The organism is Halomonas elongata DSM 2581 (assembly GCF_000196875.2).
In the GTDB taxonomy this organism is placed as follows: domain Bacteria; phylum Pseudomonadota; class Gammaproteobacteria; order Pseudomonadales; family Halomonadaceae; genus Halomonas; species Halomonas elongata.
Map to the genome: position 1 here is coordinate 3488692 of NC_014532.2, position 26511 is coordinate 3515202.

Annotated in this window: 27 protein-coding genes; 9 read left to right on the forward strand and 18 right to left on the reverse strand. The window is 62.2% G+C overall.

The features are described from left to right. Positions 1-54: 54 nt before the first annotated feature. The 13 genes from HELO_RS16195 to HELO_RS16255 form a co-directional block, all read right to left on the reverse strand. The gene (locus HELO_RS16195; protein WP_013333726.1) at positions 55-1038 is read right to left on the reverse strand and encodes a D-ribose ABC transporter substrate-binding protein; all 984 of its coding nucleotides are present in this window, start codon (positions 1036-1038) and stop codon (positions 55-57) included. Between the two features lie 74 nt (positions 1039-1112). Beyond that, positions 1113-1910: a GolD/DthD family dehydrogenase gene (locus HELO_RS16200; RefSeq protein ID WP_041602203.1), complete on the reverse strand. Its 798-nt coding sequence runs from the start codon at positions 1908-1910 to the stop codon at positions 1113-1115. Positions 1911-1956: 46 nt separating this feature from the next. Continuing rightward, positions 1957-2754: an SDR family NAD(P)-dependent oxidoreductase gene (locus HELO_RS16205; RefSeq protein WP_041602204.1), complete on the reverse strand. Its 798-nt coding sequence runs from the start codon at positions 2752-2754 to the stop codon at positions 1957-1959. Between the two features lie 73 nt (positions 2755-2827). Then, positions 2828-3787: a sugar-binding transcriptional regulator gene (locus HELO_RS16210; RefSeq protein WP_013333727.1), complete on the reverse strand. Its 960-nt coding sequence runs from the start codon at positions 3785-3787 to the stop codon at positions 2828-2830. A 13-nt stretch (positions 3788-3800) separates the two neighbouring features. Further along, positions 3801-5288 (reverse strand): FGGY family carbohydrate kinase, encoded by a 1488-nt coding sequence (locus tag HELO_RS16215; RefSeq protein WP_041602205.1) that lies wholly within the window; start codon positions 5286-5288, stop codon positions 3801-3803. Between the two features lie 10 nt (positions 5289-5298). Next, complete coding sequence (locus HELO_RS16220; protein ID WP_013333729.1) at positions 5299-6243, reverse strand: transketolase family protein; 945 nt, start codon at positions 6241-6243, stop codon at positions 5299-5301. A 2-nt stretch (positions 6244-6245) separates the two neighbouring features. Continuing rightward, on the reverse strand, positions 6246-7076 hold the full coding sequence (locus tag HELO_RS16225) for a transketolase (RefSeq protein ID WP_013333730.1): 831 nt from the start codon (positions 7074-7076) through the stop codon (positions 6246-6248). A gap of 856 nt (positions 7077-7932) precedes the next feature. Next, on the reverse strand, positions 7933-8367 hold the full coding sequence (aroQ, locus tag HELO_RS16230; protein WP_013333731.1) for a type II 3-dehydroquinate dehydratase: 435 nt from the start codon (positions 8365-8367) through the stop codon (positions 7933-7935). A 30-nt stretch (positions 8368-8397) separates the two neighbouring features. Beyond that, positions 8398-11382 carry a bifunctional [glutamate--ammonia ligase]-adenylyl-L-tyrosine phosphorylase/[glutamate--ammonia-ligase] adenylyltransferase gene (gene glnE, locus HELO_RS16235; protein ID WP_013333732.1) on the reverse strand — a complete coding sequence of 995 codons (2985 nt, stop codon included), beginning with the start codon at positions 11380-11382 and terminating at the stop codon, positions 8398-8400. An 85-nt stretch (positions 11383-11467) separates the two neighbouring features. Further along, the gene (locus HELO_RS16240) at positions 11468-11839 is read right to left on the reverse strand and encodes a diacylglycerol kinase (protein WP_013333733.1); all 372 of its coding nucleotides are present in this window, start codon (positions 11837-11839) and stop codon (positions 11468-11470) included. Positions 11840-11850: 11 nt separating this feature from the next. Then, entirely contained in the window at positions 11851-13302 is a 1452-nt protein-coding gene (gene dacB / locus HELO_RS16245; protein ID WP_109637522.1) for a D-alanyl-D-alanine carboxypeptidase/D-alanyl-D-alanine endopeptidase, read from the reverse strand. A gap of 85 nt (positions 13303-13387) precedes the next feature. Continuing rightward, a complete protein-coding gene (locus HELO_RS16250; RefSeq protein ID WP_013333735.1) occupies positions 13388-13717 on the reverse strand; it encodes a DMT family transporter in 330 nt (109 codons plus the stop codon). Then, positions 13714-14133, reverse strand: coding sequence for a PACE efflux transporter (locus HELO_RS16255; protein ID WP_013333736.1), 420 nt, complete (start codon positions 14131-14133; stop codon positions 13714-13716). The genes HELO_RS16250 and HELO_RS16255 overlap by 4 nt, the downstream gene beginning before the upstream one ends. Before the next feature lie 114 nt (positions 14134-14247). On the opposite strand from HELO_RS16255, the gene HELO_RS16260 reads away from it, so the two are divergent. Then, positions 14248-15150 carry a LysR family transcriptional regulator gene (locus HELO_RS16260; protein ID WP_225884812.1) on the forward strand — a complete coding sequence of 301 codons (903 nt, stop codon included), beginning with the start codon at positions 14248-14250 and terminating at the stop codon, positions 15148-15150. Between the two features lie 3 nt (positions 15151-15153). Here HELO_RS16260 and trmB read toward each other — a convergent pair whose 3' ends face one another. Then, positions 15154-15843, reverse strand: coding sequence for a tRNA (guanine(46)-N(7))-methyltransferase TrmB (gene trmB / locus HELO_RS16265; protein WP_013333738.1), 690 nt, complete (start codon positions 15841-15843; stop codon positions 15154-15156). 187 nt (positions 15844-16030) lie between these two features. Between trmB and HELO_RS16270 the strand changes: the two genes are divergently transcribed. The 6 genes from HELO_RS16270 (at position 16031) to HELO_RS16295 (ending at position 22503) form a co-directional block, all read left to right on the forward strand. Next, positions 16031-17923, forward strand: a complete 1893-nt coding sequence (locus tag HELO_RS16270) for a beta-ketoacyl synthase (RefSeq protein ID WP_041602207.1) — start codon at positions 16031-16033, stop codon at positions 17921-17923. Further along, the gene (gene coaD / locus HELO_RS16275; RefSeq protein ID WP_013333740.1) at positions 17920-18399 is read left to right on the forward strand and encodes a pantetheine-phosphate adenylyltransferase; all 480 of its coding nucleotides are present in this window, start codon (positions 17920-17922) and stop codon (positions 18397-18399) included. The genes HELO_RS16270 and coaD overlap by 4 nt, the downstream gene beginning before the upstream one ends. Positions 18400-18581: 182 nt before the next feature. Further along, a complete protein-coding gene (locus HELO_RS16280; RefSeq protein WP_013333741.1) occupies positions 18582-18830 on the forward strand; it encodes a YfhL family 4Fe-4S dicluster ferredoxin in 249 nt (82 codons plus the stop codon). Between the two features lie 120 nt (positions 18831-18950). Continuing rightward, complete coding sequence (locus HELO_RS16285) at positions 18951-20270, forward strand: MATE family efflux transporter (RefSeq protein ID WP_013333742.1); 1320 nt, start codon at positions 18951-18953, stop codon at positions 20268-20270. Between the two features lie 320 nt (positions 20271-20590). After that, positions 20591-21901: a short-chain fatty acid transporter gene (locus HELO_RS16290; protein WP_013333743.1), complete on the forward strand. Its 1311-nt coding sequence runs from the start codon at positions 20591-20593 to the stop codon at positions 21899-21901. Between the two features lie 92 nt (positions 21902-21993). Next, entirely contained in the window at positions 21994-22503 is a 510-nt protein-coding gene (locus HELO_RS16295) for an acyl-CoA thioesterase (RefSeq protein WP_013333744.1), read from the forward strand. A gap of 40 nt (positions 22504-22543) precedes the next feature. Here the strand turns inward: HELO_RS16295 and HELO_RS16300 are convergent, their stop codons facing one another. Continuing rightward, positions 22544-22675 (reverse strand): entericidin A/B family lipoprotein, encoded by a 132-nt coding sequence (locus HELO_RS16300; protein ID WP_041602208.1) that lies wholly within the window; start codon positions 22673-22675, stop codon positions 22544-22546. A 236-nt stretch (positions 22676-22911) separates the two neighbouring features. Between HELO_RS16300 and HELO_RS16305 the strand changes: the two genes are divergently transcribed. Further along, complete coding sequence (locus tag HELO_RS16305) at positions 22912-23343, forward strand: HIT domain-containing protein (protein ID WP_041602674.1); 432 nt, start codon at positions 22912-22914, stop codon at positions 23341-23343. Here HELO_RS16305 and HELO_RS16310 read toward each other — a convergent pair. Further along, positions 23340-23705 carry a hypothetical protein gene (locus HELO_RS16310; protein ID WP_013333746.1) on the reverse strand — a complete coding sequence of 122 codons (366 nt, stop codon included), beginning with the start codon at positions 23703-23705 and terminating at the stop codon, positions 23340-23342. The genes HELO_RS16305 and HELO_RS16310 overlap by 4 nt on opposite strands. Then, positions 23702-24247, reverse strand: a complete 546-nt coding sequence (locus tag HELO_RS16315) for a hypothetical protein (protein WP_013333747.1) — start codon at positions 24245-24247, stop codon at positions 23702-23704. Before HELO_RS16315 ends, HELO_RS16310 begins: the two co-directional genes overlap by 4 nt. A gap of 171 nt (positions 24248-24418) precedes the next feature. Between HELO_RS16315 and HELO_RS16320 the strand changes: the two genes are divergently transcribed. After that, the gene (locus tag HELO_RS16320; protein WP_013333748.1) at positions 24419-24892 is read left to right on the forward strand and encodes a Dps family protein; all 474 of its coding nucleotides are present in this window, start codon (positions 24419-24421) and stop codon (positions 24890-24892) included. 191 nt (positions 24893-25083) lie between these two features. On the opposite strand, the gene rmuC is transcribed toward HELO_RS16320, so the two are convergent. After that, on the reverse strand, positions 25084-26511 hold the full coding sequence (rmuC, locus tag HELO_RS16325) for a DNA recombination protein RmuC (protein ID WP_013333749.1): 1428 nt from the start codon (positions 26509-26511) through the stop codon (positions 25084-25086).

Genomic DNA, 26511 nt, shown 5'->3' on the forward strand with positions numbered 1-26511 from the left:
GTCGTCACTAACTCTCTGAACTGGAGTGGTGGATCTCACCACTCCACATGCCAGTTACTGGCTTTGGTACTCAAAGTTCTGAACCAGTTCGGCATTGTCTTGAGTGACAAGGATGCCACGGAACAACTGACGCTCAGGCTTACCGGTGTCGCCGGTCTTGAGATACTGGTCGAGTTGCTTAACCCCCTCACGCGCCAACTCCTGAGCCTGAAGCATGGAAGTGGCATAGAGATCCCCGGCCATGATCGCGTCACGTTCATCGTTGCTGCCATCGATGCCGACAACGGTGATGTCAGAGTTGCCAGATGCTCTGATGGATGCAATCGCCCCCAGTGCTACCGGGCCATTCCCAGCAACGACACCATCGATGTCAGAATGCTCCTGGAGGATGGAGTCCATGGCCTGCTTGGCCTTAAGCAGTTCGCCACCTGCATCCTGACGAGCGACCATCTTCAGGTCGGGGTATTGATCCAGTACACGGTGGAAGGATTTAGAACGAGTGACGCAGTTATTATCGGCCAAATTACAGGTCAGCTCGACATAAGTGCCCTCTTCCCCAACCTGCTCAATAAATTTCTGTGCCACTTGAGAGGCTGCCTGAACGTTATTGTGCGACAGTTGTGAGATAGCGATGCCATTTTCAGGAATTTCCCTATTGATGAGCACTACTGGAACATCGCGCTCGGTAGCATAACGTACCGCTGCGACACTTGATGACGAGTCGGCATTATCCAGGATGATGCCGTCAACCCCTTGAGCAACGATTGAGCTGATCAGCTCACGCTGGCGATTGACATCCTCATTATGTGATAGCACACGGGTGGAGTACCCGAGCTCCTCGGCCTGCTCCTTGGCGGCATTAGCCTCCGCTGTGTAATACGGATTGTCCAGAGAGTTCACGAGAATGGCAATGTCGCCCTGATCAGACTCATTGTCTTCTTGAGCGATGGCCGACTGCATGCCCATGCTAAAGGCAGAAGTGGTAATGATTAACGAAAAAAGAACACGAGCGACGGACTTTGGCGATAAATCGATCATTGTTGTCACCTTTTCTCTAGTGCTGGCTGATACTTGCTTTTTGACTTTTTCTCGAAGCTTATCAATGGCTACATTTACCAAATGGTATAGCCGCCATCGACTACTAGGTCCGCACCATTGATCATGTCACTTCCATTCGTGGCAAGAAACAAGATGCTGGCTGCAATCTCGTCCGTATAAGCAAACCTCCCCGTTGGAATCATCGATTTCATGCGCTCACCTTTCTCGCCAGACCAGGCAGCAGCGCCCATAGGAGTCAGAACAACTGTTGGTGAAATACTGTTTACCGTAATGCCATGAGGCCCCCACTCTTTTGCCAAGCTCTTCGTCATGCCGATCAGTCCTGCTTTCGCTGAGGTATATGCGCAATGCTGATCGATGGCGACCGTCGCGGCTTGGGAGGCGATATTGATAATTTTACCGCCATGACCACTCTTCAGAAGATACCGGCCTACAGCTTTTGCGCACAGAAAGGGAGCGGTAAGGTTGACATCAATCTGGCGCTGCCATTCCGGCAGTGAGACCTCTTCGGCCGGATTTAGGGTGATGGTCCCGGCGGCATTGATTAAGATGTGGAGATCACCGAAGTGATCGATTACTTCTTCTACACAGCGCTCGACTTGGTCCTCTTGTGTAACATCGCAGGACCAGGCCCGAACGCGCTCCTCCGGAAAGTTGACCAATACTTCTTCTACCCGATCAGCCTCAAAGCCCGGATAGAAAATGGCGATGCTTGCCCCTTTATCGAGCATGGCTTCATTGGCCGCCGAGGCAATTCCTCCCAGACCACCAGTAACCAATATCACTTTACCGCTCAGCGAAAAATTAAAGTCAACACCATGCTTTAACGACATATCATATTCTGTAGCCATTTCGCGCCCCTTTATTTTTTATATAAATCTCAGCATTCCCTATCAATCAAGACATTATGAGTCCGCCATCGACATTGATCGCTTGGCCAGTTATATAACGAGCATCTTCTGAGGCCAGGAATACCGCCGTACCTGCAATCTCCTCTGGTGATGCCGCACGTTTCATGGGAATACTCTCAACCCATTCACGGATCAACTCACCAGGCTGGTAATCTCCCAGGAGTTCGCCCCAGACCTTGTCGTTGTAATCCCACATATCGGTTACTACGATTCCGGGGCAGATCGCATTAACGGTGATACCGGAAGTAGCAAACTCACGCGCGAGGCTTTGCGTGATACCTAACACTCCAAATTTGCTCGCGGCATAATGAGGTGTATAGACGAAACCTTGACGCGCCTGACCTGAAGCCATATTGATCAGCGCCCCTTTGCCGGCCTCGGCCATATATCGGAGGGCTGCTTTGCAGCACAGAAAGACGCCCTTGGTATTAACGTCCAGCACTTTATCCCAGTCGGATTCAGACAGCTCTTGCAGCCGTGAAATCGTAATGACACCCGCATTCTGGATGGAAACATCAATGTGCCCGAACTTTTTGTTGACATCGCCATAAAACTGATCGACCTGCTCACTCTTCGTAACATCGACTTCAGCCGCCATAATGGTGCCAGGCAAGCCTTCCTCTTTTATTCGATTCTCAAGATCACGAGCGACATCATGGATTTCCCGGCGATTAGATGCCATAGCAACGCTCGCTCCCTCATCGACGAAACGAGTTGCCATAGCAAGACCGATCCCTCTGTCAGCACCAGCTACAACTACCACCTGATTATCGAAATTTCTCATTTCATCTTCCTTACTTGAAATAGACTTAAAGTCTCATCGGCACTAACAGCCATTCCATAGGCTTTAACTTCGATTAACCTTCCGTATCTAACAGCGCTTCGGCAGTAAAGCTGTCAGTAATCAGCACTTGAATCCAGCCACCCAAGGCTGCTGCGCGGATAGACGGCACTTTCTGCTGGCCGCCAGCCAGGCCCACCACCCTGGGAATACTTTTCAAGCTATCTGGAGAGATCGCCACTACTCTGTCGTTGAGAGAGTGCGTAACCAAATCGCCGGTGTCATCAAAGAACCTCAAGCAGACATCACCCACAGCCCCCCAACTGGCCAGGTCGGAGAGCTCCTCCTTGGAGAAGGTATTTCCACTTCTGGCAAGAAACCTTGATGGCTCGAGCGTTCCAATACCAACTAATGCAATGCTGAGCTCATCAAACAGCGCCATGGTCTCGCGCACATAAGGCTCTTCACAGATCACCTTTCGCGCCTCGGGGCTGCTGGTGATACCTGCTACGTGCATAAAGCCCGGCCGAGCTCTCAATCGATTGGCCAACTGCAGCGTCAAGTTCTCGGCAAGATGCTCCGCACGATCGTGCGACATGCCTCCCATCAACTGAACAACACGTTCTGCTTTCAGCGACCCACTCTTGGGAAGGTGCTCGGAGAGCGCCACAAGGGCTGAGCTCCAGCTTGAAATCCCCACCCGATCGCTCTCGCGCAAGGTGGATTCCAGATATTGTGCCGCCGCCTCGCCAATGCTCGACAAGATGGCGTTCTCGCTGTTGTCAGGACAGGCAGCTACTACGACTTCGCTGAGCCCGTACTTGGCGCACAATTCCTCTTCAAGTAGGTGATAAGTACCTTCGGGCGGTTTGATACTAATGGCGACGATGCCTTCCTTCTGCGCCCGACGCAGCAAGCGTGATACGCCCGCCTGAGACAGGTTTAACCGTGAGGCAATATCAACCTGGCGCATCTGCTCCACCCAGTACAAGTGGGCCACCTTGGTCGCCAAACGCAGTTCGAATTCGGGCTTCATCGTCTTCTCCTACCTAGCCTTTCGATTGAGAGAGGGTGCGTTCCACAGACCTGATCCACGCCTGATGGCGAATATCTTGGTCCACACCGAGCCCTTCGAATGTATCAAAAGTCGACAACACCCCCTCCAGTGCCTCAAGCGTCGGCCAGACTCCAAGTTCAAGGCCTGCCAGCAATGCCGCCCCGACAGCTGAAAGTTCTGCTTGAGCAGCTCTCTGGACCATGATTCCCAAGGTGTCCGCCTGAAGTTGCATCAGCCATCCGTTGGCACTGGCCCCTCCATCAGCCTTGAGCGCCGTAAGTGGCGGCAGCCCATGACGCTGACCGGCAGATCGCATGACATCGACGACATCCTTGATCTGGAATACGATCGACTCGAAGGCCGCTCGTGCCACATCGGCAGGTTCGGTATTGAAGGTCAGCCCATCCAGAAGCCCAGTGATATCACCGACCCAGCGCGGCGCCCCTAACCCCACCATGGCCGGCACTAAGATCGCCTGACCTTCGCCGTCGGCCGACTCTGCGAGTTCGGCCAGGCGATCGACAGAGCCGCCGAGGCCCAGAAGCTTCGCGGTCCAAGGCAATATCGCCGCGCTCACCGTGATGTTGCCTTCAAGGGCATATACCCGCTGCTCCGGCGTTTCCCAAGCCACCGTCGTCGCCAGACCCTCGGCGCGTATCGGCTGGTCCTGGGTCGTGGTCATCACTGAGGATCCGGTTCCGTACGTCGCCTTGACGATACCGGGACGAAAACCACCCTGGGCGAATAACGCCGCGTGGGAATCACCGATCATGGACATGATCGGAATCCCGGCTTTGAGCGACCCGAACTCACGGGTCTTGCCAAACATATGACTCGAAGGACGAATCTCCGGCAGCATCTCGCTATCAATACCGAAGACATCGAGCAACTCTGGCGACCACTGGCCACTGGAGATATCACACAGCTGAGTCCGGGACGCGTTAGACGTATCCGTGAGGTGCACTTCCCCACCAGTGAGATTCCACAGCAGCCAGCTGTCGATATTGCCCAACCGGACGCGATGCCGGCTGACACTGTGGTCGAAGGAATCAAGTAACCAGCGAAACTTGGAGCCGGAAAATAGCGGGTCGATGGGCAGACCGGAGAGCTCATGGACCCTGGCATTGAGGCCGAGGCGCTTGAGCTCCTCGCAGAAGGGCTGACTACGTCGGCACTGCCAACTAACGCAGGGGGCGAGCGGTAAACCGCTTGCACTATCCCAGGCAATGGCAGATTCCCGCTGAGACGATATGCCTACAGCGGCAACTTCAATATCAGGGCTTACCGAGAGGCAGGCGTCGATGGCTTCCTTGACGGTCTGGACGATTCCTTCGCCTGACTGCTCGACCCACCCCGGCTGAGGATACTGGCAGGGAATCCCTACTTGCGCCTTGGCGATGATGTTCCCGCCGAAGTCCACTAGTACCGCCTTGGAGTTGGTCGTACCCTGGTCGATAGCGAGAATGGTCGACGTCGTCATGGCCCTCTCCTCACTTGAGCAGCGCTTTGGCCGAGTCAACGATGCCATTCACCGACATCCCGAAGTGATCAAGTAGCCATTCGGCCGATCCCGTCGGGGCAAACTCGGGGAACCCCAGCAGTTTCATCTTGCAGGGAGCCTTGCTGACCACGACCTCCGCGATGGCGCTGCCCATTCCACCACGCACGCTATGCTCTTCGATGGTCAGTACATGCCGGGTGTCGTTGGCGCACTGGACGATAGTCTCTTCATCCAGGGGAGAGATGCTCGGGAAGTTGACCACGCGAGCCTCAATTCCCTCACCGGCTAATCGCTCAGCCGCTTCCATGGCTCGGCAAACGGTCACACCGCAGCCAATCAAGGTAATGTCCTGGCCTTCGCGCAGGGTTTGGGCCTTACCGGGCTGGAATTCGTAATTCTCCGGCAACAATCTAGGCACGCCCATGCGACTCAGACGAACGAAGCTCGGACGATCGCTTTGGGCGACATAGCGAATCACGGCGGCCGTTTCCACGTCATCCACCGGGACAAAGATGTCGAGCCCTGCCAGCGGCCTGGTCCAGGCCAGGTCCTCGATAGAGTGGTGTGTTGGCCCCAGTTCGCCGTAGGCGACGCCACTACTGACGCCACAGAGTTTCACGTTGGCATTCGAGTACGCGATATCCGCCTTGATCTGCTCGAGCGCTCGGCCGGTCAGGAAACAAGAGGCGCCACACACGAAAGGCACCAGTCCTGCGTTAGCCAAGCCTGCACCAGCGCCGACCAAGGTCTGCTCGGCAATGCCGACATTGATCAGCCGCTCGGGCCACTTGTCGCGGAATCCTCCGAGCTTGCTTGATCCGATAGAGTCGTTACAGACGCTGACGATGCGATCATCTGCTTCCGCCAAGGCCTCCAGGGTCTTCGAGAAGGCATTGCGGCAATCATGCAGTTGGATGGTATCGGGATTCGACATGGTTATGCGCCTCGCTCCAGCTCGTTCAGGGCTTCTTCAACTTGCTCCGGGGACGGCACCTTGTGGTGCCATTCGACACGATCCTGAATGAAGGACACGCCCTTGCCCTTGAAAGTGTTAGCCACCAGACAGCGGGGTTTGTCGGCGACGCGAGGAGCCGTCAGCGCTTCGATCAACGCCGCGTAGTCGTGTCCGTCTACCTCCAGGGCATCCCACCCAAAAGCACTAAAACGTTCAGCCAGGGGTTCCAGCGACGTCACGTCATGAGTGCGATCCCCTTGCTGAAGCCGGTTGCGATCAATAATCAGGGTCAGGTTGTCCAGCTTTTTGTGAGCAGCGGTCATAGCTGCCTCCCAGTTGCTGCCTTCCTGAATCTCCCCATCACCAACGACGACGAAGACCTCCCAATCCTGCTTCTGAAGCTTGGCACCGATGGCAGCCCCCACCCCGACAGGCAACCCATGTCCCAGAGGGCCGGTGCTGGTTTCCACACCGGGCAGCTTCTCGTTACAAGGGTGGCCGTTGAGTCGTGACTGGGGCTGCACAAAGGTCGACAGCTCCTCCACCGGGAAGTAACCGGCGTGCGCCATGGTCGTATACAGCGCGACCGCACAATGCCCTTTGCTCATGATGAAACGATCACGCTCGGGGGCAGTCGGTTCATCCGGGTTAACTTTCAGCACGTTGAAGTACAGCGTCCCGAGAATATCGATTACGGATAAGTCACCACCGATATGCCCCATATTGGCATTGCCGATGGTTTTGATGATCGTCTTTCTCATCTCACGACATTGCTGCGCCAACTCATCGGGCCCCAATGGTCTGAGTGTCATATCCAATACCTCCAAATGAATAAATATTCACTTTATGAATATCAATTTATAGGAGAATATTTGTGCATTAACTTCTATCCGTCAAGGACAATTAAAAAGGAGCGACTTATCCATTAGCATAATTATCAAAGCAAGACAAAAATTGGACGAATTCAAAAATAATTTGAAATAAAAGATTAAAATCAATGACTTACACGGGCAATCTCTTGCGTCGGAAAGCGCCTTGCTATTTATTCATTAAAGAATAAATATTCAAAACAAATAATTGAATATATATTCGACAGAATATTCCCCAAAAAAAGATCAAAACATTAGAAACAAAGCAATCGCTATAAGGAAAGCATCGCCCCTTTCTGATTCCTCGTTTCCACGCTTTCTTCTTCTCAATACATGGGAAAAGGGGACTGCCCCTCAGGGGCACGTAGGTCTTCCCCCTCACCTGACCAGGCAAGTGGGGTTTGCAGGGAAGCGTGAGTGGCTTCCTGATCTGGAGTGGCAGTATGACTGCGCCAGTTTCCCATCTCTCGGGGCAGAGGGTTTCTATCCTGAGCGGGGCATCGCGTCTGACGGAGGAGATCGGCATCACTCGCGCGTGCTGCCAAAGGGCTTGCCTTATCTGTGCGTAGAGAACCAGGGACAGGCCAAGGAATGAGCCCGCGAGGAGGTAACCCCTAGACCTGACTTTCTCTACCCCCGGGAGCCCAGTGCAGCTCCGAGCTACGACACGGCTGAGGATCGTCTGATGTAGTGTTTCGAGACCAGACTGCAGGCGCCCTCGGAGTATGTTTGCAGCTCAGCCGTCCCGTGAGGACTATAAATCTGCGTAAGTCACCACTGAGGTGGTCCGGCGTGTCGCTCATCCGGCCGCGATCAATGCCTCCAGGGCGGCATGGTAGCCCTGACTGCCGAGACCGGCGATCACCCCGTCGGCACGCAACGAGACATAGGAGTGATGGCGGAAGGCTTCGCGCTTGTGGACGTTGGAAAGGTGTACTTCGATGACACGGCCATCAAAGGCGTTGAGGGCGTCGAGAATCGCCACCGAGGTATGGGTATAGGCCGCCGGATTGATGATGATCGCGCCGGTGCCATCGAGGCGGGCAGCGTGGATGGCATCGATCAGTTCGCCCTCGTGGTTGCTCTGCCGGCAGGCGATCTCCCAGCCGGCTTGGGCCGCCCGTTCGCGCAGGGCGTTGTCGATATCCGCCAGGGTCTCGTCGCCATAGATCTCCGGCTGACGCGTACCCAGCAGGTTGAGGTTGGGGCCATGCAGGACCAGGACCTTGTGCATCGTGATGGTTTCCTTATCGATGAGCCGGTTTCATGAGGCCGGCTCGAGCAGCCGTTCCCACACCGCGATGACGGCATCGCGGTGCACCTGGAAGTCCTCGACACTGCCACGGGCCGGGTCGCCCGTCAGGGCCGAGCGATGGGACGCCGTGCGGCAGGCCAGGTAGGCCTCGCGCAGTCGGCGACAGTCGTCGGCCGGCAGCCGATCGGTCTCTTCCAGGGTTTCGAGGATGCGCATGTTATCGCTGTAGGTGAGCAGTTCGGGCGTTTCGCGCCCCATGGCCAGCACCGCGTACTGGCACAGGAATTCAATATCGACCATGCCACCCGGATCATGCTTGAGATCGAAGCTGCCGGCTTCACTCTTGCCGGCAAGATGCTCGCGCATCCGGTTGCGCATGGCCACGACTTCGCTCCGCAGCTCGCCGAGGTCGCGTTCGCTGCCGAGGATATCGCAGCGAATCTCGGCGAAACGCTCGCTCAAGGTTTCGTGGCCCGCCACCACGCGCGCCCGGACCAGGGCCTGATGCTCCCAGGTCCAGGCTTCGCGGCGCTGGTAATCGGCGAAGGCATCGAGGCTCGAGACCAACAGCCCCGAGTTGCCCGAGGGGCGCAGGCGCATATCGACCTCGTAGAGGCTGCCCGCTGGCGTCATCGCCGTCAGCAAATGGATGATGCGCTGCCCGAGCCGGGTGAAGAACACGGCGTTGTCGATGGGCCTCGGGCCGTCGGTGCTGCCCTGCCCGGCACCATCGTGCAGGAACACCAGATCCAGATCCGAGCCATAACCAAGCTCGATGCCTCCGAGCTTGCCGTAGCCGACGATCAGAAACTCCGGCACCTGCTCGCAGCGACCGCCCTCTCGGCGCTCGGGAAAGCCGTGCTTGCGGGTCAGGTGCTTCCAGGCCATGGCCAGCACCGCCTCGAGCACCACTTCGGCGATATAGGTCAGGTAATCGCTGACCTTCATCAAGTGACGCGTCCCGGCGATGTCCGAGGCGGCGACGTGCAGCACTTGAGCATGCTTGAACACCCGCAGCGCCTCGAGCTGGCCTTCCTCGTCATCCTCGGGAATCCGCCCCAGGGTCTGGCGCAGCTCGTCGGCCAGGCGCTCCTTGTCCGCCGGGGTATAGAGGGTATCCGGGGTAAGCAGCTCGTCGAGCAGGATGGGATGACGCGCCAGCTGCTCGGCGATCCAGGGGCTGGCGCTGCACAAGCGCATGAGATGCTCCAGGGCCACCGGGTTCTCGCGCAGCAGCGCCAGATAGGCGGTGCGCCGCAGTACCGCCTCGATCAGCGGCAATACGCGCTCCAGGGCAGTATCGGGCGCGTCACTGTCCGCAGCGGCCTCCAGCAGCAACGGCATAAGGGCATCGAGACGCTCGAAGCCGATGCGCTGCATGCCCTGGACCTGACGGGAACGACGCAGTGCCATCAATCGACGATGGCTGGACGCCGCCGCGTCGTAGCCACCCGCCTCGAGCAGCGCCAGGGCTTCCTCCTCGCTTTCATGGCCACGCCACAGGGCCCGCCACTCCTCGAGATCGACGCCGCTGTTCGCCTCCGTGGCGCCATCATCCTGCTCCGCTTCCTCCTCGGGATCGGCGATCACCGCATCGAAATGCCGACGCACCCGGGCACGGACTTCGTCGAGACGCCCCATCACCGCCGGCCAGTCTTCCATTTCCAGCCCCAGAGCGACGCGCTCGCGTTCGATCTCGCCTTTGGGAAGAGTCTGGGTCTGGCGGTCCTCGAGCGCCTGCAGGACATGCTCCAGATCGCGCAGGTAGCGGTAATCCGGCTCGAGTTCGTCGACCACCTCCTGCGGCAGCAGCCCCAGTGCCGGCAGACGTTCGAGCGCGGCACGCAACGAGGTCACCTGCAGCTCGGTATCGCGTCCCCCGCGAATCAGCTGGAAGGCCTGAACCACGAATTCGACCTCGCGAATGCCGCCAGGGCCGAGCTTGATGTTGTCTTCCATGCCTCGGCGCTTGACCTCGCGATTGATCATCGACTTCAGTTCACGCAACGACTCGATGGCACCGAAGTCGAGATACTTGCGATAGACGAAGGGCCGCAGGCTCGCCAGCAGCTCGTCACCAGCATCGAGGTCGCCGGCCACCGGCCGCGCCTTGAGCATGGCGTAGCGCTCCCACTCCCGGCCTTGATCCTGATAGTAGCTGGCCAGGGAGGCAAAGCTGCCGACCAGGGGGCCGCCATCCCCCAGGGGGCGCAGCCGCATGTCGACCCGAAAGGCGAAGCCATCGGCGGTCATCGCGTCCAGCGCGGCGATCAGCTTCTGGCCGAGCTTGGTGAAATATTCCTGATGTTCCAGCGATTTGCGCCCGCCCTGGGTCTCGCCCTTCTCCGGAAAGGCGAAGATCAGGTCGATATCGGAGGAGAGATTGAGCTCGCCGGCGCCAAGTTTGCCCATGCCCAGCACCACCAGGCGCTGTTCGCTGCCATCGGCTCGCGCAGTGGGGCGCCCCCAGCGCGGCTCGACGTGCTTCTCGAGCCAGCTCAAGGCCGCCTCCAGGCAGACCTCGGCCAGGCGCGACACGGCGCCGCTGGTGCGCCACATGTCGATGCCCTCGGGGCGTGTCAGGTCGCGCCACACGATGCCCAGCATGCGGGCCTGCCGAAAGCGACGGATGGCAGCGTGCATGGCCGCCTCGTCCTCGGCATCTTCAAGACGTTCCTCGAGCGAATCACGCAGGGTCGCTTCGGAAGGCACTTCATCCAGCTCGCCCTCGGCATCCAGGTGAGCGAGCCAGTCGGGATGGCGCACCAGCGTCTCCACGGCGAAGCCCGAAACGGCCAGCACCCGGGCCAACTGTTCACGCCGCCCGGGAGACAGCGCCGTCCAGCACTCGCTGGGGGCTTCCTGGCCCTGCATCGAGGCCAGGTTGTCGGCCTGCTCGAGCGAAGCGGCAAGACGCTCCCAGGTATGCCGCAGCGCCGAGGTCAGCGGTTCGGGAATGGCATCCAAGGGCAGGAAATCAGCAGGCAGGGCCATGAGCGTCTCGTCGTCGGCTGGCGAATGCCCTCAGCATAACCAAGCCGGCGCCCCTGACACTAGGCACTGTCCGAAAAGTGTCCGGTCAGCCCAGGAACTTGTCCCACACCAGAAGTCCCCAGGTCAGGCCAGCGATGATCAATGCCAGCATCACCGCCGCCGAGCCGATGTCCTTGGCACGCCCGGAGAGCTTGTGACGCTCCGGTCCGATGCGATCCACCACGCTCTCGACAGCGGTGTTGAGCAGCTCGACGATCAACACCAGCAGGCAGCTACCGACCAGCAGGATCCACTCCACCGGCTCATCGCCGATCCACCAGGCCAGCGGTATCAATACCAGGCAGAGGCCAGTCTCCTGGCGAAAAGCCGACTCGTAGCGATAGGCCGCCCTGAGTCCCTTGAAGGAATAGCGGGTGGAATGCACCAGATGGCGAAAGCCGGTGTGTCCAGGTTTCATGGTCGGGGTTCCTAGTGTGACTCAATAAGTTGGGCCAAATCCTCGGAAAGACGTTCCAGCACCATCGTCCAGTTGAGATACGGCGTCGACTCGGTGCCGTTGACCAGCACGGTGAAGGCCCCCCAGCGATTCGAACGGGTGCGGAAGTAGCCGGTCATCGCGCGCACCCGCACCGGTTCGTTGAGGGTGCCGGTCTTGATCATCACGCGCTCCTGGAAGCTTGCCGGCCCCTTGCGGATGAAGCGCATCACGCCGTTGCTGGGTGACTGCAGAGCGGCCACGAAGCTGGGGAACAGCGACGGCTGGTCGAACATGTAGGCCAGCAGGCTGTTCACGCCGCTGGCGGTGGCGCGATTCTCCGGCGTCAGGCCGCTGCCGCTGCGCAGCGTCAGCGGGCCATGGTCGGGGATGCCGGCGGCGAAGGATTCGATGGCCGCGCCGCCCTGCTCCAGGGTCGGGCGCGGACCGTTCGCCATGTCCAGCGCCAGGACGTCGGCCATGAAATTGTTGGAGTAATTGAGGGTCCTCAGGAGGATTTCCTGGAGAGGCTTGCCATCCACCGCCGCCAACTGTGGCGCCGAGCCCGGCGGCTGCACGGTGCTGGTGGAATGCCCGCCACGGACCGGAATGCCGGCACGTTCGAGCATCGCCATCAGCAATTGCGCCGTCTGGTCGGCCGGATCGGCGCTGGCGCGATAGAGGTCACGAGGATGGGCGTTGGTGGAAATCTGGCCACTGAGACGCATCACGTCGCCACCGCCCTCGGTCAGTCGCAGTGCCGATAGCTGGGTGCCGCTGTCGGCGGCCTTGGTGTCGACCCGGTTGTCGATGCCCGGCAGCAGGACCTTGCTGTCGCAGCCGGTGACCTCTGCGGACGCGCCGGGTGCCGATCCCGGGGCGACATGCACGCACCAGTTGCCGAAGTTGACGCCCGCGGAGGAAAGCAAGGCACTGTAGGCGTTGTCCACCTGGCGACGCGCCTCGCAGCGATCGGTGGTGATGCACTCCACCGGGCCGAAGCGCCACTGGCTGATGACCAGTTGCCCCGTCACCTCGCGCACGCCGGCCTGATGCAGCCGCTGCACCAGCCGCCACAGGTCCTCGCTGGTCAACGCCGGATCGCCCCCGCCATCGAGAATCAGATCGCCGGCGAGCACGCCATCGGGGCCGGGCTCGGCAGTGCCGACCAGGCGCGTGGTGAAGCGGTGCTGGGGACCGAAGCGGTCGAGGGCCGCCGCGGCCGTGTATACCTTGGAGACCGAGGCCGGCGACAGGGAAAGCGTCGGCGACAGGCTCGCCAGGGTCTCGTCCGCACGATCCCCCGTGCCCAGCAAGCGTGCCTCGGCACTGATGCGGAAGCCATCGTCGGTCAGCGACGAGAGTCGTGGAAATCCCGAGGCCATGACGGACAACGGCAGCAATGACAAGACCAGCAGACAGCAGCTCAGCGTGCGATGAAACATGACGGCATCCATGCAGCGTGATTCGGGCAACGGCGCGACTCCGCAGTTTACCCGGGCATGGAGGGCGTTTCGACCGTATCTCGGCTCAGTGCGCCGTCGATGAGGAAAATACCTGGATAACCGCCACGCCACCGATGATCAGGGCCATCCCCAGCACCGCCGGCAGGTCAGGGCGCTCGCCGTAGACCACCATGCCGACCAGGGTCACCAGCACGATGCCCAGCCCGGCCCAGACGGCATAGGTGATGCCCACCGGCAGGGTGCGGAATACCAGCGTCAGCAGATAGAAGGCCGTGACATAGCCCACCACTACCAGCACGCTGGGCCAGAAGCGTGAGAATTCTTCCGATGCCTTCAGGGCCGAGGTCGCCACTACCTCGGCGATGATCGCCAGGGCGAGAAACACATAACTCATCCACACTCCCCCCGCGCCAGTCGCCGGCGCATGACGTGGTCGAACATCGTGTTGAATACCATGGCGTAGGCCAGGAAGAACAGCATGAAACCGAGATCCAGCCAGAAGGCCTCGATGAGCCCGATGCCGAGCCACCATGCCACCGCCGGCAGCGTCATGATCAAAAGTCCCAGCTCGAAGCCGAAGGCCTGAGCCATGCGCTGGACGAGAGAGCGACGGCGCGTCGGCACCCAGACATCGAAGAGCCGGTTCCAGATCAGGTTCCAGAGCATGGCGGCACTGGCCAGCCCCACCGCCAGCATGCCGATCTCGCCCAGGCCGTGCCCGGTCAGCCAGCTCGCCAACGGCGTCACCATGACCAGCCCTCCTGCCTCGAACAGCACAGTATGCGTGACCCTTTCCTTCCAGGAGCGCATCGTGACCTCCCTCAGCGCAAGTCGGTCGAGCCACCATGGCCTCGACGCGGCACCCTATTCTGCCCATCATGATGATGGGTTCCAGTTGGAATCCATCTCTTTTTCAGATAGGTCATGAGCATCATGCGCTGGAACCTCGACCAGTTGGAAATCCTCATCGCTTGCGCCGAGCGCGGCTCCTTCTCGGCAGCGGCCCGCCACCTGGGTCGTGCCCAGTCCGCGATCAGCACCGCCATCGCCCACCTGGAGACCGATCTCGATTGTCAGCTGTTCGACCGCACGGGACGCATGCCCCGTCTCACCGAGGCCGGCGAGGCGCTACTCCATGAGGCGCGGGCCGTGATTCGCCAGTGCCAGCGTCTCGAGTCCCGGGCCCGAGCCATCGGCCAGGGCGAAGAGGCCCGACTGGTGTTGGCCATCGACGAGGCGCTGGTGGAAATGCCGCCGGTGGACGAGACCCTGGAAGCGCTGGCCGGCCACTATCCGGCCCTGCAACTGACGCTGCTCTACGGCGCCCAGGGCGATATCGCCGGTTGGGTGGAGGACCGCACCGCCGACCTCGGCATCCTGCTGCGCCAGCAGGACCAGGGGCCACTGCTGGAAGGCATCCGCATCGCCCACCTCCAGCAGGCCCTGGTCGTGTCACGCCACCATCCGCTCGCCGAGCTGGTTGCCCCGTCGACGGGCGACCTGGCCGGGCACCGCCAGTTGCTGATCGCCTCACGCAGCGAGGGTGACGCCTGGCAACCGCTGAGCGCCCAGTTCTGGCGCCTCAACAGCTTCTACTCCATGGCCGAACTGGTGACCCGGGGGCTCGGCTGGGCCCTGGTGCCGCAGCACATCGCCCAGTACCCGCCCTTTCGCGCTGACCTCATCCATCTGGCCAGCGACGCCCTCGGCACCCCGCCGGTCATCGAGGTCGAGACGGTCTCCCGCCGCGACAGCGGGCGCGGCCCCATCGCCCAGTGGCTGCAACGCACCCTGGGCGAACGGTTTCGCGATCACCGACTCAGATAACGCTTAGGCGACAGGCAGCAGCTCGGGACGATGCGGCAACTCGGTCACCAGCCGCCAGAGTGACTGACCGCTGCGCCGGTACTTGTCCTCGAAGGGCGTCAGCGGCTCGCCTTCAGGCTCGAAGGCCTCGACCTGTGCCTCGACGCCGGTGGCCTGCTGCAGTGCCAGAGCGAACTCCTCGACGTAGAGCCGCCAGTTGGAGCGCAACTCGAGACGACCTCCCAGGGCCGGGATGGCCGGAAAGATCGGGTGGCCATGCCAGCGCATCTTGAGATGCACCGACTTGGGATAGGGATTGGGATACAGCAGATAATGCCGCGCCGGCTGCCAGCCCTCGGCCAGCGCCAGCCGCCAGAAATCGACCAGGTCGGCACGCACCAGCAGGGCGTTATCGGGCAGCGGGCCATGATCCCGCGACAGCCGCTCGGCACTGCGGTCGACGCCGATCACCGCACACTCGGGATGAGCGCTGGCCAGGCGTCGGGTCGACAGCCCCACCCCGCAGCCGGCATCGAGGATCAGCGGCATCCGCTCCCGGGCACCGCGCCAGTGCTCGGCCCGCTCGAAGGCCTCGCGGGTATGTTCGGCCACGGGCTTGCGCAGCGGATGTTGCAGCGCCCGCTCGACACGGCGTGTCAGATCCCGGTGGGGACCCGGCTGATTGGAGGTGATGGCGCGGGAATGTGCAGTCATGGAGGGAACCGATGGCGATAACGACGGTCGGGCATTCTAGCAGTCTCCATCGTCCCGGCGCAGCGGCCCGGCATGACGCCACGGCGGGCCGGGTGCTATGATCCATGGCCTATCGAGAGATGATTCTGCCCTGCTATTTCAATCCAACGAGGAACCCGGCTTGTCACACTTACCGGTGATCGTGGGCATGGGCGGCGTGAATCCCGCCGGCCGTACCTCGGGCCATCAGGCGTTTCGCCGCACCGTGCTCGACGCCCTGCCCGAAGACGAACAGGCCCAGACCCTGCTCGGCCTGGCGGCGATGATGCGCCTGGCCGACGCCCAGGCCGACGGAGCCTGGCACGACGCCGACGGACACCCCATCGACGCCGCCACTCTCGTCGAGCGCACCCGCCAGCGCGTTCTGGACCACACCCTGATCCGCCGCATCGAGGATCCCCGCTTCAACGCCGAGGGCCTGCCCGCCAATCGCCGGGCGACGCTCGCGCTGGACGCGCCCCTGACCTTTCGCGTGCGCCGTCGCCAGTTGCCCGACGACCTGCCGCCGACCTGGCAGGTCCGCGAGATCGACCGCCGGAACATGGAGGTCACGGTACCGGCCGGCGAAATGGACGTCATGCTGCCCGAGACCCGGCCCGCCCAGGTGCGCGCCGCCGGCCAGTTGCCCTCGGGCTTCGAGCCCAGCCGCTTCTACCGCAGCGTGCATCACCCGCGCGGGCTCTCCATGGCGATCTTCGCCGCCAGCGACTGCCTGGGCGACAGCGGCCTGACCTGGGATGAACTGCGCGATCGCCTGGATCCCGACCAAGTCGCGGTATACGCCGGTAACTCCATCGGCCAGCTCGACGACGAAGGCTGGGGCGGGCTGCTCAAGAGCTTCGTCTCCGGCAAGCGGGCCACCTCCAAGCAGATGCCGCTGGGCTACGGGCAGATGCCCGCCGACTTCCTCAATGCCTATGTACTGGGCAGCGTGGGCGGTACAGGCGCAGCACTCGGCGCCTGCGCCAGCTTTCTCTACAACCTGCGCCTCGGCGTGGACGACATCCGCGCCGGACGTCGCCGCGTGGTCATGGTCGGCACCTCCGATGCGCCGATCACCCCGGAAATCATCGAGGGCTTTCGCGCCATGGGCGCGCTTGCCGATGACGACAGCCTGCGCGCCCTGGATGCCCTGGAACTGCTGACCGACGCCGACTACCAGCGCGCCTGCCGCCCCTTCGCGCGCAACTGCGGCTTCACCATGGGCGAATCCAGCCAGTTCCTGATGCTGATGGACGACGCCCTGGCCCTGGAAGTCGGCGCCAACCTCCTCGGCAGCGTGCCCGATGTCTTCGTCAACGCCGACGGCTGGAAACGTTCGATCTCGGCACCGGGTATCGGCAATTACATCACGCTCGGCAAGGCAGCCTCGCTGGTGCGCGACATGCTCGGCGAGAACGCCCTGCGGCACCGCACCTTCCTGCATGCCCACGGCACCAGCACGCCCAAGAATCGCGTCACCGAATCCCACGTCTTCGACCTGGTGGCCCAGGCGCATGGCATCGAGGACTGGCCGGTGACGGCCATCAAGGCCTTCGTCGGCCATTCCCAGGGTGGCGCCGCCGGCGACCAGCTGGCCAGCGCCCTGGGCAGCTTCGCCCATGACCTGCTGCCGGGCATCCCGACCCTCGATGCCGTGGCCGACGACGTCCACACCGACCGATTGCGTTTCTTCCGCGATCCCCTGGCCTTCGAGGCGGATGCCGCCTTCATCAACGCCAAGGGCTTCGGCGGCAACAACGCCACCGGGGTGGTGCTCTCGCCCAGCGTCACCGAGCGCCTGCTCACCGCCCGCCACGGCGAGGCCGCCATGAACGACTGGCGGGCCCGTCGCGAGACCACGCGGGAGAACGCCGCCGCCTACTTCCGCGATGCCGATCGCGGTCATTTCGCACCGCGTTATCGATTCGGCGAAGGCGTGCTAGAAGGTCCCGAGCTCGATGTCAGCGATGATGCCATCCATATCCCGGGCTATGCCCGGCCGGTTTCACTGGCCGTGGACAACCCCTTCGGCCGGCTCGACGACGGGGAGGATTCATGAACACTGCCGTTTATCCCGGAACCTTCGACCCCATCACCAACGGCCACTACGACCTGATCGAGCGCGCGGCGCGCCTGTTCGATCACATTGTGGTGGCCATCGCCTCCAGTCCCGGCAAGGCGCCGACTCTGGATATCGACGCCCGAATCGCCCTGGCTCGCAAGGTGGTGGAACAGCACGACAACGTCGAAGTGGTCGGCTTCTCGGGCCTGCTCACCGAGTTCATGCGCCAACGCCAGGCCCGCATCCTGCTGCGCGGCCTGCGCGCGGTCTCCGACTTCGAGTACGAACTGCAGTTGGCCAACATGAACCGAGCCCAGATGCCGGAGCTTGAGACCGTCTTCCTGACGCCGGAAGTGGAAAACTCCTACATTTCCTCCACCCTGGTGCGCGAAATCGCGCGCCTCGGGGGAGATGTATCGCAGCATGTCCATCCCGAGGTCGCCGAAGCGCTCAAGAATCGCTACAATACCTGACCGTAACACTCGGGCTTATGTGCCCGACATCGATTTGCTCATATCCTGTTCAAAATCTAGCGAGCTGGAGCCAGACAAGGCGAAATCGAGTGCAGAGCGCCGTTCAGGCGTACTAAATGAGCACTTGAGAGAGATTTCAACGCCGCATGGCCGATGCGCAGCAGATTTTTACGAGGCGTTCCATGGCCCTGATGATCACCGACGAATGCATCAACTGCGACGTCTGCGAACCCGAATGCCCCAATGACGCCATCTCGCCGGGGGAAGAGATCTATATCATCGACCCCAACCGCTGCACCGAGTGCGTCGGCCACTACGACGAACCGCAGTGCCAGCAGGTCTGCCCGGTCGACTGCATTCCCCTCGACCCGGAGCGCCAGGAAAGCCGGGACGAGCTGATGGAGAAATACCGGCTCATCACCGCGGCCTGAGATCGGCGCGCGCCTGCCTCCCTTGAAAGACACGGCTCTCGTCGACCGCGAGGGCCGTTTTCTTGCTCAGACGAGCCGTCTCCCCCATCCTATCGGGCTCGCTGAACCTCAGGAGCCGTCGTGTCCTCTTCCGCTTCCGCCCAGCGGCGCGTCTGGTCGCTGGCCTGGCCGATCATTCTCTCCAACATCACCGTACCGCTGCTCGGTCTGGTCGACACCGCCGTGGTCGGCCACTTGCCGAATTCCCGCTATCTGGCCGCGGTCACGCTCGGCGCGACCCTGTTCGGCTTTCTCTACTGGGGCTTCGGTTTCTTGCGCATGGGCACTACCGGCCTGACCTCCCAGGCCGCGGGGCGCGGTGACGACGAGGGCGTACGCAACCTGCTGGGCCAGTCGATGCTGCTGGCACTGGGCATCGGGCTCGTGCTGATCCTGGCGGGCGGTCCGCTGGTCGAATTCGGCCTATGGCTGCTGGACGGCAGTGCCGAAGCCACGGCGCTGGCCAGCGAGTATGCGCGAATTCGCCTGTGGTCGGCGCCGGCGGTGCTGGCCAACTACGCCATTCTCGGCTGGTTCCTCGGTCAGCAGAATTCCCGGGTGACGCTGATCATCCTGGTGCTGACCAATGCCGTGAACATCCTGCTCGACCTGTTCTTCGTGGTCGGGCTCGGCATGACCAGCGACGGCGTGGCCTGGGCCACGGTCATCGCCGACTACAGTGCCCTGACGGTCGGGCTCTGGCTGGTCAGCCGTCAGCTTAGCCGTCTCGGCGGCCACTTCCGACGCGAACGCCTCCTGCGGCTCGACGCCTACGCCGAACTCTTTCAGGTCAACGCCAATCTCTTCGTGCGCACCCTGGGGCTGCTGTTCGCCATGGCCTTCTTCACCGCCCAGGGCGCGGCCCAGGGCGACACCATCCTGGCCGCCAACGCCGTCTTGTTGCAGTTCATCATGCTCACGTCCTATGGCCTGGACGGCTTCGCCCACGCCGCCGAGGCCTTGACCGGCCATGCCGTGGGTCGTGGCCGCTGGCGGGAATTCGCCCAGGCAGTGCGCGGCGCGGCCCGCTTCTCGCTGCTGACCGCCGGCGCCGCCGCCCTGGCCTTCGCGCTGGGTGGTCACTGGTTGATCGCGCTGCTCACCGGCCTGCCCGATGTCCGCGCCAACGCCGGCGAGTACCTGCCCTGGGTGGTGGCCATGCCGCTGATCGCGGTATGGAGTTACTTGCTGGACGGTGTGTTCATCGGCGCCACGGCGATCCGCGAGATGCGCAACAGCATCTTCATCGGCCTGGCGGTCTACCTGCCCGTCTGGTGGCTCACCCAACCACTCGGCAATCACGGCTTGTGGCTGGCCTTCACCGTCTTCACCACGACACGCTCGGCCGTGTTGATCGCCTATTATCGGCACTATCGTCGGTGGCACTGGCGCGACGCTTGAGCGCAAAACCCACAGCGCCGGGGACTTGTCGCTGAACAAGCCCTCTTCAGCCCTTGGACTTTGGTGGTTTTGACAGCCCTCGGCAAGTCGGGCAACTTGATGCTGCCCAACTAACTGATCTGACTATATTTCTCGGTACTTTCTTCCACGACAAGAATGCTGATGGAATAGCCGAGCGTAGTGAAGCGCAAGCCACACGGAGCGAAGAAAGCAAGAGATAACAAATAGTTAGGCGAGTCTTCCTGCGCCGTGCAACACGGCGATTTGCACGCGCAGGCATTCATGCCGTATTTCCCTGACCCGAGATGAGGCCCAGCACCATGCTCAAGTCACTGTCGCGCCCAGCCGTCAAACTGGTCGAGCGGTACCTCCCTGATCCTTACATTTTCGTGCTGCTGCTGACGGTGATCGCCGCCGCCGCGGCCATCGCCGTCGAACGTCAGACGCCCCTGGCCGTTCTGCGCTTCTGGGGCGATGGATTCTGGAATCTGCTGGCGTTCTCGATGCAGATGCTGCTGGTGCTGGTCACCGGCTTCATGCTGGCCAACTCGCCTCCGGTCAAGCGCCTGTTGCAGCGCCTGGCCGGCCTGGCCAACAACGCCGGCGCCGCCATCGTGCTGGTGACCCTGGTGTCGCTGGCCGCCAGCTGGATCAACTGGGGCTTCGGCCTGGTGGTCGGCGCGCTGTTCGCCAAGGAGCTGGCCCGGCAGATTCGCGTCGACTATCGACTGCTGGTCGCCAGCGCCTACTCGGGCTTCATCGTCTGGCATGGCGGGCTGGCCGGCTCGGTGCCCCTGACCATCGCCACCGAGGGTCATTTCGCCGCCGAACAGATCGGCATCATCGGCACCTCCGAGACCATCTTCTCGCTGTTCAATCTCGGCATCGTGGTGGTGCTGTTCATCGCCATGCCGCTGATCAATCGCATGATGCTGCCCGACGACAAGGACAGCGTGTACATCGACCCGAGCCTGCTGGAAGAGGACGAGACGCGACGCGTGCGCATCACCCGGCCGGCCGAGCGCCTCGAGAACAGCGTGACCCTGGCCTGGCTGGTGGGTATCCCGGGACTGCTGTTCCTGCTCGACCACTTCGTGCTGCGCGGCGGCGGCCTCAACCTCAATGTGGTCAACTTCCTCTTCCTGTTCCTGGCCATCGTCTTGCACCGCACGCCCCGCAGCCTGTTAGAAAGCCTGCACGAGGCGATCAAGGGCGGTGCCGGCATCGTCATCCAGTTTCCCTTCTACGCCGGGATCATGGCGATCATGGTGCAATCCGGCCTGGCCGGGACACTCTCCAGCGCGCTGATCTCGATGGCCTCGGAAGCCTCGCTGCCCTTCTGGACCTTCATCAGCGCCGGCATCGTCAACATCTTCGTGCCCTCCGGCGGCGGCCAGTGGGCCGTCCAGGCGCCGGTCATGCTGCCGGCCGCCGAAGCGCTGGGCGTGGACATTCCCCGCATCGCCATGGCCGTCGCCTGGGGTGATGCCTGGACCAACCTGCTGCAACCCTTCTGGGCCCTGCCGGTACTCGGCATCGCCGGCCTCAAGGCCAAGGACATCATGGGGTTCTGCCTGATCCAGTTGCTGCTGACGGGGGTCATCATCGCCGCCGGCCTGACCTGGCTCTAGGGTCTGCATGAAACTGTCCTGCGCGCGCCCGTTCCCCTTCAACGGGGGACGGGCGTTATGCTGTAGGGAATCACCACAAGAGACACCCGCAAATGACCGAACACGCGCTACCCGGTCAGCACGAACTCACCATGACCGTGCTGATGACTCCCGACATGGCCAACTTCAGCGGCAAGGTCCATGGCGGCGCCATTCTCAAGAAGCTCGATGAAGTCGCCTATGCCTGCGCCAGCCGGTATTCGGGCCATTACGTCGTGACACTGTCGGTGGACCAGGTGCGCTTCAAGCAGCCGATTCACGTCGGCGAGCTGGTCACCTTTCTGGCCAGCATCAACCATGTGGGACGCTCATCGATGGAAGTCGGCATCAAGGTGGTGGCCGAGGACATCCAGAACAAGCTGATTCGTCACACCAACAGCTGTTATCTGACCATGGTCGCGGTGGATGAGGCAGGCAAGCCGGCTCGCGTTCCACCCCTGGAACTGAAAACGCCGGTGCAACAGTTGCGGCATGAAAAGGCGGCATTGCGCAAGAAGCTGCGCAAGCAGGCCGAAGAAGAGGAAGAGCGGCAGACCCTGGCAGCGCACACTACCGGGGAATGAACCACGGCCCGGCAAGCCGGGCCGCGACGGAGGCGATACGTCAGGAAGACGACTGCTGGATAGCCTCGCCGCCCTGCTCGATGTCCTGACCGACGCCCCTCACGGTATTGCACCCCGCGAGCAGCGACAGAGTGAACAGGGTGACCATCATCAGAGAAAGGGTCCGTTTCATCGGGCTCTCCTTGTTACGTCTAGTGGGGAAACGACTGTCGAGGCACCCAGCCCCTCTGGCATGGCGGTGCCATGCCGCGCTTCACCGTGTTTGCGGGTCGGGATGCGACGTCTTTAATCTAGCAGGATCGGCCATCCGGCACAGCCCCTTTGAGCGATCCCCCGCCCTATCACCATCCCCCTCGCGAGGGGGCTATGGCATGCTGGGTACATACCGACGACGTCAAGGAGCCTTTCATGCCGGAATTCGAACCGGACGCCCGCCTGGTCGACGACACTTATCCCGTCACCGAACTCCCGCTCTGTCAGTTGCGACTGATGGACGATACCCGCTTCCCCTGGCTGGTACTGGTGCCACGCCGAGCCGGTATCAGCGAAGTCATCGAGCTCGACGAGGCCGACCAGCGCCAGTTCTGGCGCGAGGCGACCCTGGTGGGAAGCGCGCTGAAGGAGTGCCTGTCGGGCGACAAGCTCAACATCGCCACCCTGGGCAATGTGGTCGCTCAACTGCATCTGCATGTGATCCTGCGGCGCCATGACGACGCAGCCTGGCCGGCGCCGGTCTGGGGCCATGGCCAGGCCACGCCCTATGACCTGGACGAACTGGCCACCATGCGCGATCTCCTGCTTGCCGAGCTGGAAGCCATCGATTGGCAAGCCACGACCTAGAGCCCACTGCCCAGCCGCGAGCGCAGCGTCATCAACCAGGGTTCGAGCAGGTCCGACGGCAAGGGATAGCCGCCCCGCTGGGCGGTCATCTCGACCCGGCTGCCGCGTTCGGCGGATCGCACCTCGAGGCGAATCCGGTAACCGGGCCAACGCCCGAGCACGGCCTCGATGCGCCCCAGGTCGGCGTCGGCGTGGCGGATCACATAACCGCGCTCCATCAGCAGGGCCATGGACTCGTCCAGCACCTCGGTCACCGACCCCGGCACATTTCCCGTGGCGGGCTCGGCAGGCTCGGGGGGCGCCATGCTCGCGCAGCCACCCAGCAGCAGCATCAAGACGATACCCGACAGCCAGCGCCTCATGACGATGCCCCCTCGGCGGCGAGCGCATCGCGCAATTCATGGCAGAACGCCGCGTCACTGGCAGTACGCGATTGCCGCAACTGGCCGCGCCAGTCGTAGAGCTGCACGTCCCGCGCGACCCTCACCGACTCGTTACCGACCACCACCGAGACACGTTCGATTCGGGTCGCCTCCTCGGAGGACCACCCACCACCGAGGCCAATGCCCAGCCCCACACCGGATGACACCCGGCCTCCACTGCCTCCGAACAGAAAGCCGCCGAGGCGCGGGTCGGGGTCGACGGCATTGTGATAGATCGTACGTTCGGCCCGCTCGGCGCTGACCAGGCCCAGGGAAGTGTCGGTATCGCGTACCAGGAAGTCCCGGTTTTCCAGTACTTCGACCACCTGCGCCAGGGTCACGGGAGACGCTTCGTTCACCGGCCAGTTGCAGGCGGCAGCGGGCGCCGGCTCCGCTCGCGGCATGCTGGTCGGTGTCGCCTGGCAGCCGGCCAGGGCCATCATGGGGGCCATGACCAGGGCTACCCAGTATCCTCGTGCCATGCGCATTACTCCTTGGTGTCTCTGCAACAGTTTAGCAGCCACCCCACTTGAAGCTTCACGACGCCGCCCGCATGTCATCGAGTAGCACTATGGTGGCCATGCAGGAAATTCTTTTCACGACCGCCACCCTCAAGCCTATACTGGCCCAACACGAATCAAGGAGGCATTCGCATGAGCGACACCAACAGCATCGGCCTGCATTCCGGCAGCGCCAGCCAGCTTGCCGAACGACTCAATGCTCTGCTGGCCAACTACCAGATCTTCTACATGAACGTGCGCGGCTATCACTGGAACGTGAAGGGCGAGAACTTCTTCGAACTGCACACCAAGTTCGAGGAGTTCTACACCGACCTGCTGGCCAAGGTCGACGAAGTCGCCGAACGTATCCTGACCCTCGGCCATCAGCCGGTACACGCCTACAGCGACTACTTCCGCCTGGCCAGCATCGAGGAAGAAAAGAGCGTTCATGATGGCGAAGCCTGCGTGCGCGGCGTGGTCAAGGGTTACCAGACGCTGATCGAGCTGCAGCGCGAGATCCTGTCGCTGGCTTCCGACGCCGACGACGAGGGTACGTCCTCTCTGGTCAGCGATTATATTCGCGAGCAGGAGAAGACGATCTGGATGTTGAACGCCTATCTCGGCTAAGGAAGCACTGATTTATTGTTGCGCTCGATACCCTGACCGCCGGCGGTACTCATAATCCTCATTTACGATCAGTAAACTGCGGTTATTCCGTTCCGGCGGCGGCCAGCCTATCGTCGCTCACGACATAAATCAGCACTTCCTGTATTCAACAGGTTCGGGGAACACGGTTTCCCTGGATCCGGTCTCGACCATCACCGGTCTTGATCATCGTCGCCGCCTTTCGGGGCGGCGTCGTTGCGTTCGGGGGATGCTTCCGGCGCTTCGCCGTCGGCGGCACGCACCAGGTCGTCGGGCAGCGGTTTCTTCATGCGCACGCCCAGGCGTTCGAGTTCGCGGGCCTGGGCTACCAGGCTGCCCTGCCCCGTCGACAATCGCCGCATGGCGCGTCGATGGCTGTCGCCGGCACGTTCCAGGTGCCGTCCGACCTCGTCCAGGCTCTCGACAAAGCCGCTGAACTTGCTCAGCAGGCGTTCGGCACGCTCGCCGATCAAGCGGGCGTTTTCGTTCTGCCGTTCCAGGCTCCACAGGCCCGCCACGGTGCGCAAGCTGGCCAGCAGAGTGGTCGGCGAGACCATCACCACCTGGCGGTCGAAGGCATCCTGGAAGAGGGTCGGGTCGCGCTCGAAAGCCGCCGCAAAGGCCGGCTCCACCGGCACGAAGAGGAACACGAAGTCCGGGGAGCGCAGCGTCGACAGGCGCGGGTAGTCCTTGGCCGCCAGGCCCTGAACGTGCGAGCGCAGCGACTGCAGATGATCGCGCATCGCCGCTTCCCGCTCGGCCTCGTCCTCGGCATTGACCACCCGAGTCCAGGCGCTGAGCGATACCTTGGCATCGACGATCAGGTGGCGGTCTTCCGGCAGGTAGATGATCGCATCGGGCCGCCGCCGTCCTTGTTCATCGTGCAGCGTCACCTCACGCCGGTATTCGATGTCGCGGCGCAGGCCACTGCGTTCCAGTACCCGCTCGAGGATCAGTTCGCCCCAGTTGCCCTGAGCCTTCTGGTCGCCCTTGAGCGCCCGGGCCAGCCCGGCGGCCTCTTCGCCGAGCTGGGCATTGAGGCCGGCGAGCTGATCCAGTTGGGCCTTGAGCGAGCCGCGCTCGCGCTGCTCCTGGCCGTGCAGTTCCTCGACACGCCGACGGAAGTGGTCGACCTGCTCGCGGAACGGCTTGAGCAGCGCCTCGAGACTCTCGCGACTCTGGGCGCTGTAGGTGCGCTGCCGCTCGTCGAAGACCTGGCCGGCGAGCTGGTGGAACTCGTCCTTGAGGCGCTCGCGGGCCTCCTCCAGCAACGCCAGCTGTTCGCGGTGCCGCAACGCGGCCTGCTCGCGCTCCGTCTCCAGGCGTGCCGCCCGTTCGCGCTGCTCGGCCAGTTGCCCCTGGGCCTGCTCGAGCGCCGTCTCGACACTGGCCAGTCGCTCCCGACAGCCATCCAGTTGGGCGTCGCTCTGGGTCAGTTCCTGCTCGAGCCGCGCCACAGCGGCATCACGCTCGGCCAGGCGAGCGCTGACAGCCACATGACGGCGGCGTTGGCCGAGTCCCCAGGCCAGGCTCACCAGCGCCAGCACGCCCAGCCCGAGCGGCAGCGCCCAGGCAGACTCCGCGAGCCATGCCTCGTTCAT

What these genes read in the sequence shown, in the direction of transcription:
- HELO_RS16200 (WP_041602203.1), bottom strand. Translation starts at nt 1,910, where the DNA reads ATGGCTACAGAATATGATATGTCGTTAAAGCATGGTGTTGACTTTAAT.
- HELO_RS16205 (WP_041602204.1), bottom strand. Translation starts at nt 2,754, where the DNA reads ATGAGAAATTTCGATAATCAGGTGGTAGTTGTAGCTGGTGCTGACAGA.
- HELO_RS16195 (WP_013333726.1), bottom strand. Translation starts at nt 1,038, where the DNA reads ATGATCGATTTATCGCCAAAGTCCGTCGCTCGTGTTCTTTTTTCGTTA.
- HELO_RS16295 (WP_013333744.1), top strand. Translation starts at nt 21,994, where the DNA reads ATGACCGAACACGCGCTACCCGGTCAGCACGAACTCACCATGACCGTG.
- coaD (WP_013333740.1), top strand. Translation starts at nt 17,920, where the DNA reads ATGAACACTGCCGTTTATCCCGGAACCTTCGACCCCATCACCAACGGC.
- HELO_RS16315 (WP_013333747.1), bottom strand. Translation starts at nt 24,247, where the DNA reads ATGGCACGAGGATACTGGGTAGCCCTGGTCATGGCCCCCATGATGGCC.
- HELO_RS16240 (WP_013333733.1), bottom strand. Translation starts at nt 11,839, where the DNA reads ATGAAACCTGGACACACCGGCTTTCGCCATCTGGTGCATTCCACCCGC.
- HELO_RS16320 (WP_013333748.1), top strand. Translation starts at nt 24,419, where the DNA reads ATGAGCGACACCAACAGCATCGGCCTGCATTCCGGCAGCGCCAGCCAG.
- trmB (WP_013333738.1), bottom strand. Translation starts at nt 15,843, where the DNA reads ATGACTGCACATTCCCGCGCCATCACCTCCAATCAGCCGGGTCCCCAC.
- HELO_RS16300 (WP_041602208.1), bottom strand. Translation starts at nt 22,675, where the DNA reads ATGAAACGGACCCTTTCTCTGATGATGGTCACCCTGTTCACTCTGTCG.
- aroQ (WP_013333731.1), bottom strand. Translation starts at nt 8,367, where the DNA reads ATGCACAAGGTCCTGGTCCTGCATGGCCCCAACCTCAACCTGCTGGGT.
- HELO_RS16250 (WP_013333735.1), bottom strand. Translation starts at nt 13,717, where the DNA reads ATGAGTTATGTGTTTCTCGCCCTGGCGATCATCGCCGAGGTAGTGGCG.
- HELO_RS16225 (WP_013333730.1), bottom strand. Translation starts at nt 7,076, where the DNA reads ATGACACTCAGACCATTGGGGCCCGATGAGTTGGCGCAGCAATGTCGT.
- rmuC (WP_013333749.1), bottom strand. Translation starts at nt 26,511, where the DNA reads ATGAACGAGGCATGGCTCGCGGAGTCTGCCTGGGCGCTGCCGCTCGGG.
- HELO_RS16270 (WP_041602207.1), top strand. Translation starts at nt 16,031, where the DNA reads ATGGGCGGCGTGAATCCCGCCGGCCGTACCTCGGGCCATCAGGCGTTT.
- dacB (WP_109637522.1), bottom strand. Translation starts at nt 13,302, where the DNA reads ATGTTTCATCGCACGCTGAGCTGCTGTCTGCTGGTCTTGTCATTGCTG.
- HELO_RS16215 (WP_041602205.1), bottom strand. Translation starts at nt 5,288, where the DNA reads ATGACGACGTCGACCATTCTCGCTATCGACCAGGGTACGACCAACTCC.
- HELO_RS16280 (WP_013333741.1), top strand. Translation starts at nt 18,582, where the DNA reads ATGGCCCTGATGATCACCGACGAATGCATCAACTGCGACGTCTGCGAA.
- HELO_RS16310 (WP_013333746.1), bottom strand. Translation starts at nt 23,705, where the DNA reads ATGAGGCGCTGGCTGTCGGGTATCGTCTTGATGCTGCTGCTGGGTGGC.
- HELO_RS16210 (WP_013333727.1), bottom strand. Translation starts at nt 3,787, where the DNA reads ATGAAGCCCGAATTCGAACTGCGTTTGGCGACCAAGGTGGCCCACTTG.
- HELO_RS16290 (WP_013333743.1), top strand. Translation starts at nt 20,591, where the DNA reads ATGCTCAAGTCACTGTCGCGCCCAGCCGTCAAACTGGTCGAGCGGTAC.
- HELO_RS16220 (WP_013333729.1), bottom strand. Translation starts at nt 6,243, where the DNA reads ATGTCGAATCCCGATACCATCCAACTGCATGATTGCCGCAATGCCTTC.
- HELO_RS16260 (WP_225884812.1), top strand. Translation starts at nt 14,248, where the DNA reads ATGAGCATCATGCGCTGGAACCTCGACCAGTTGGAAATCCTCATCGCT.
- HELO_RS16255 (WP_013333736.1), bottom strand. Translation starts at nt 14,133, where the DNA reads ATGCGCTCCTGGAAGGAAAGGGTCACGCATACTGTGCTGTTCGAGGCA.
- HELO_RS16305 (WP_041602674.1), top strand. Translation starts at nt 22,912, where the DNA reads ATGCCGGAATTCGAACCGGACGCCCGCCTGGTCGACGACACTTATCCC.
- glnE (WP_013333732.1), bottom strand. Translation starts at nt 11,382, where the DNA reads ATGGCCCTGCCTGCTGATTTCCTGCCCTTGGATGCCATTCCCGAACCG.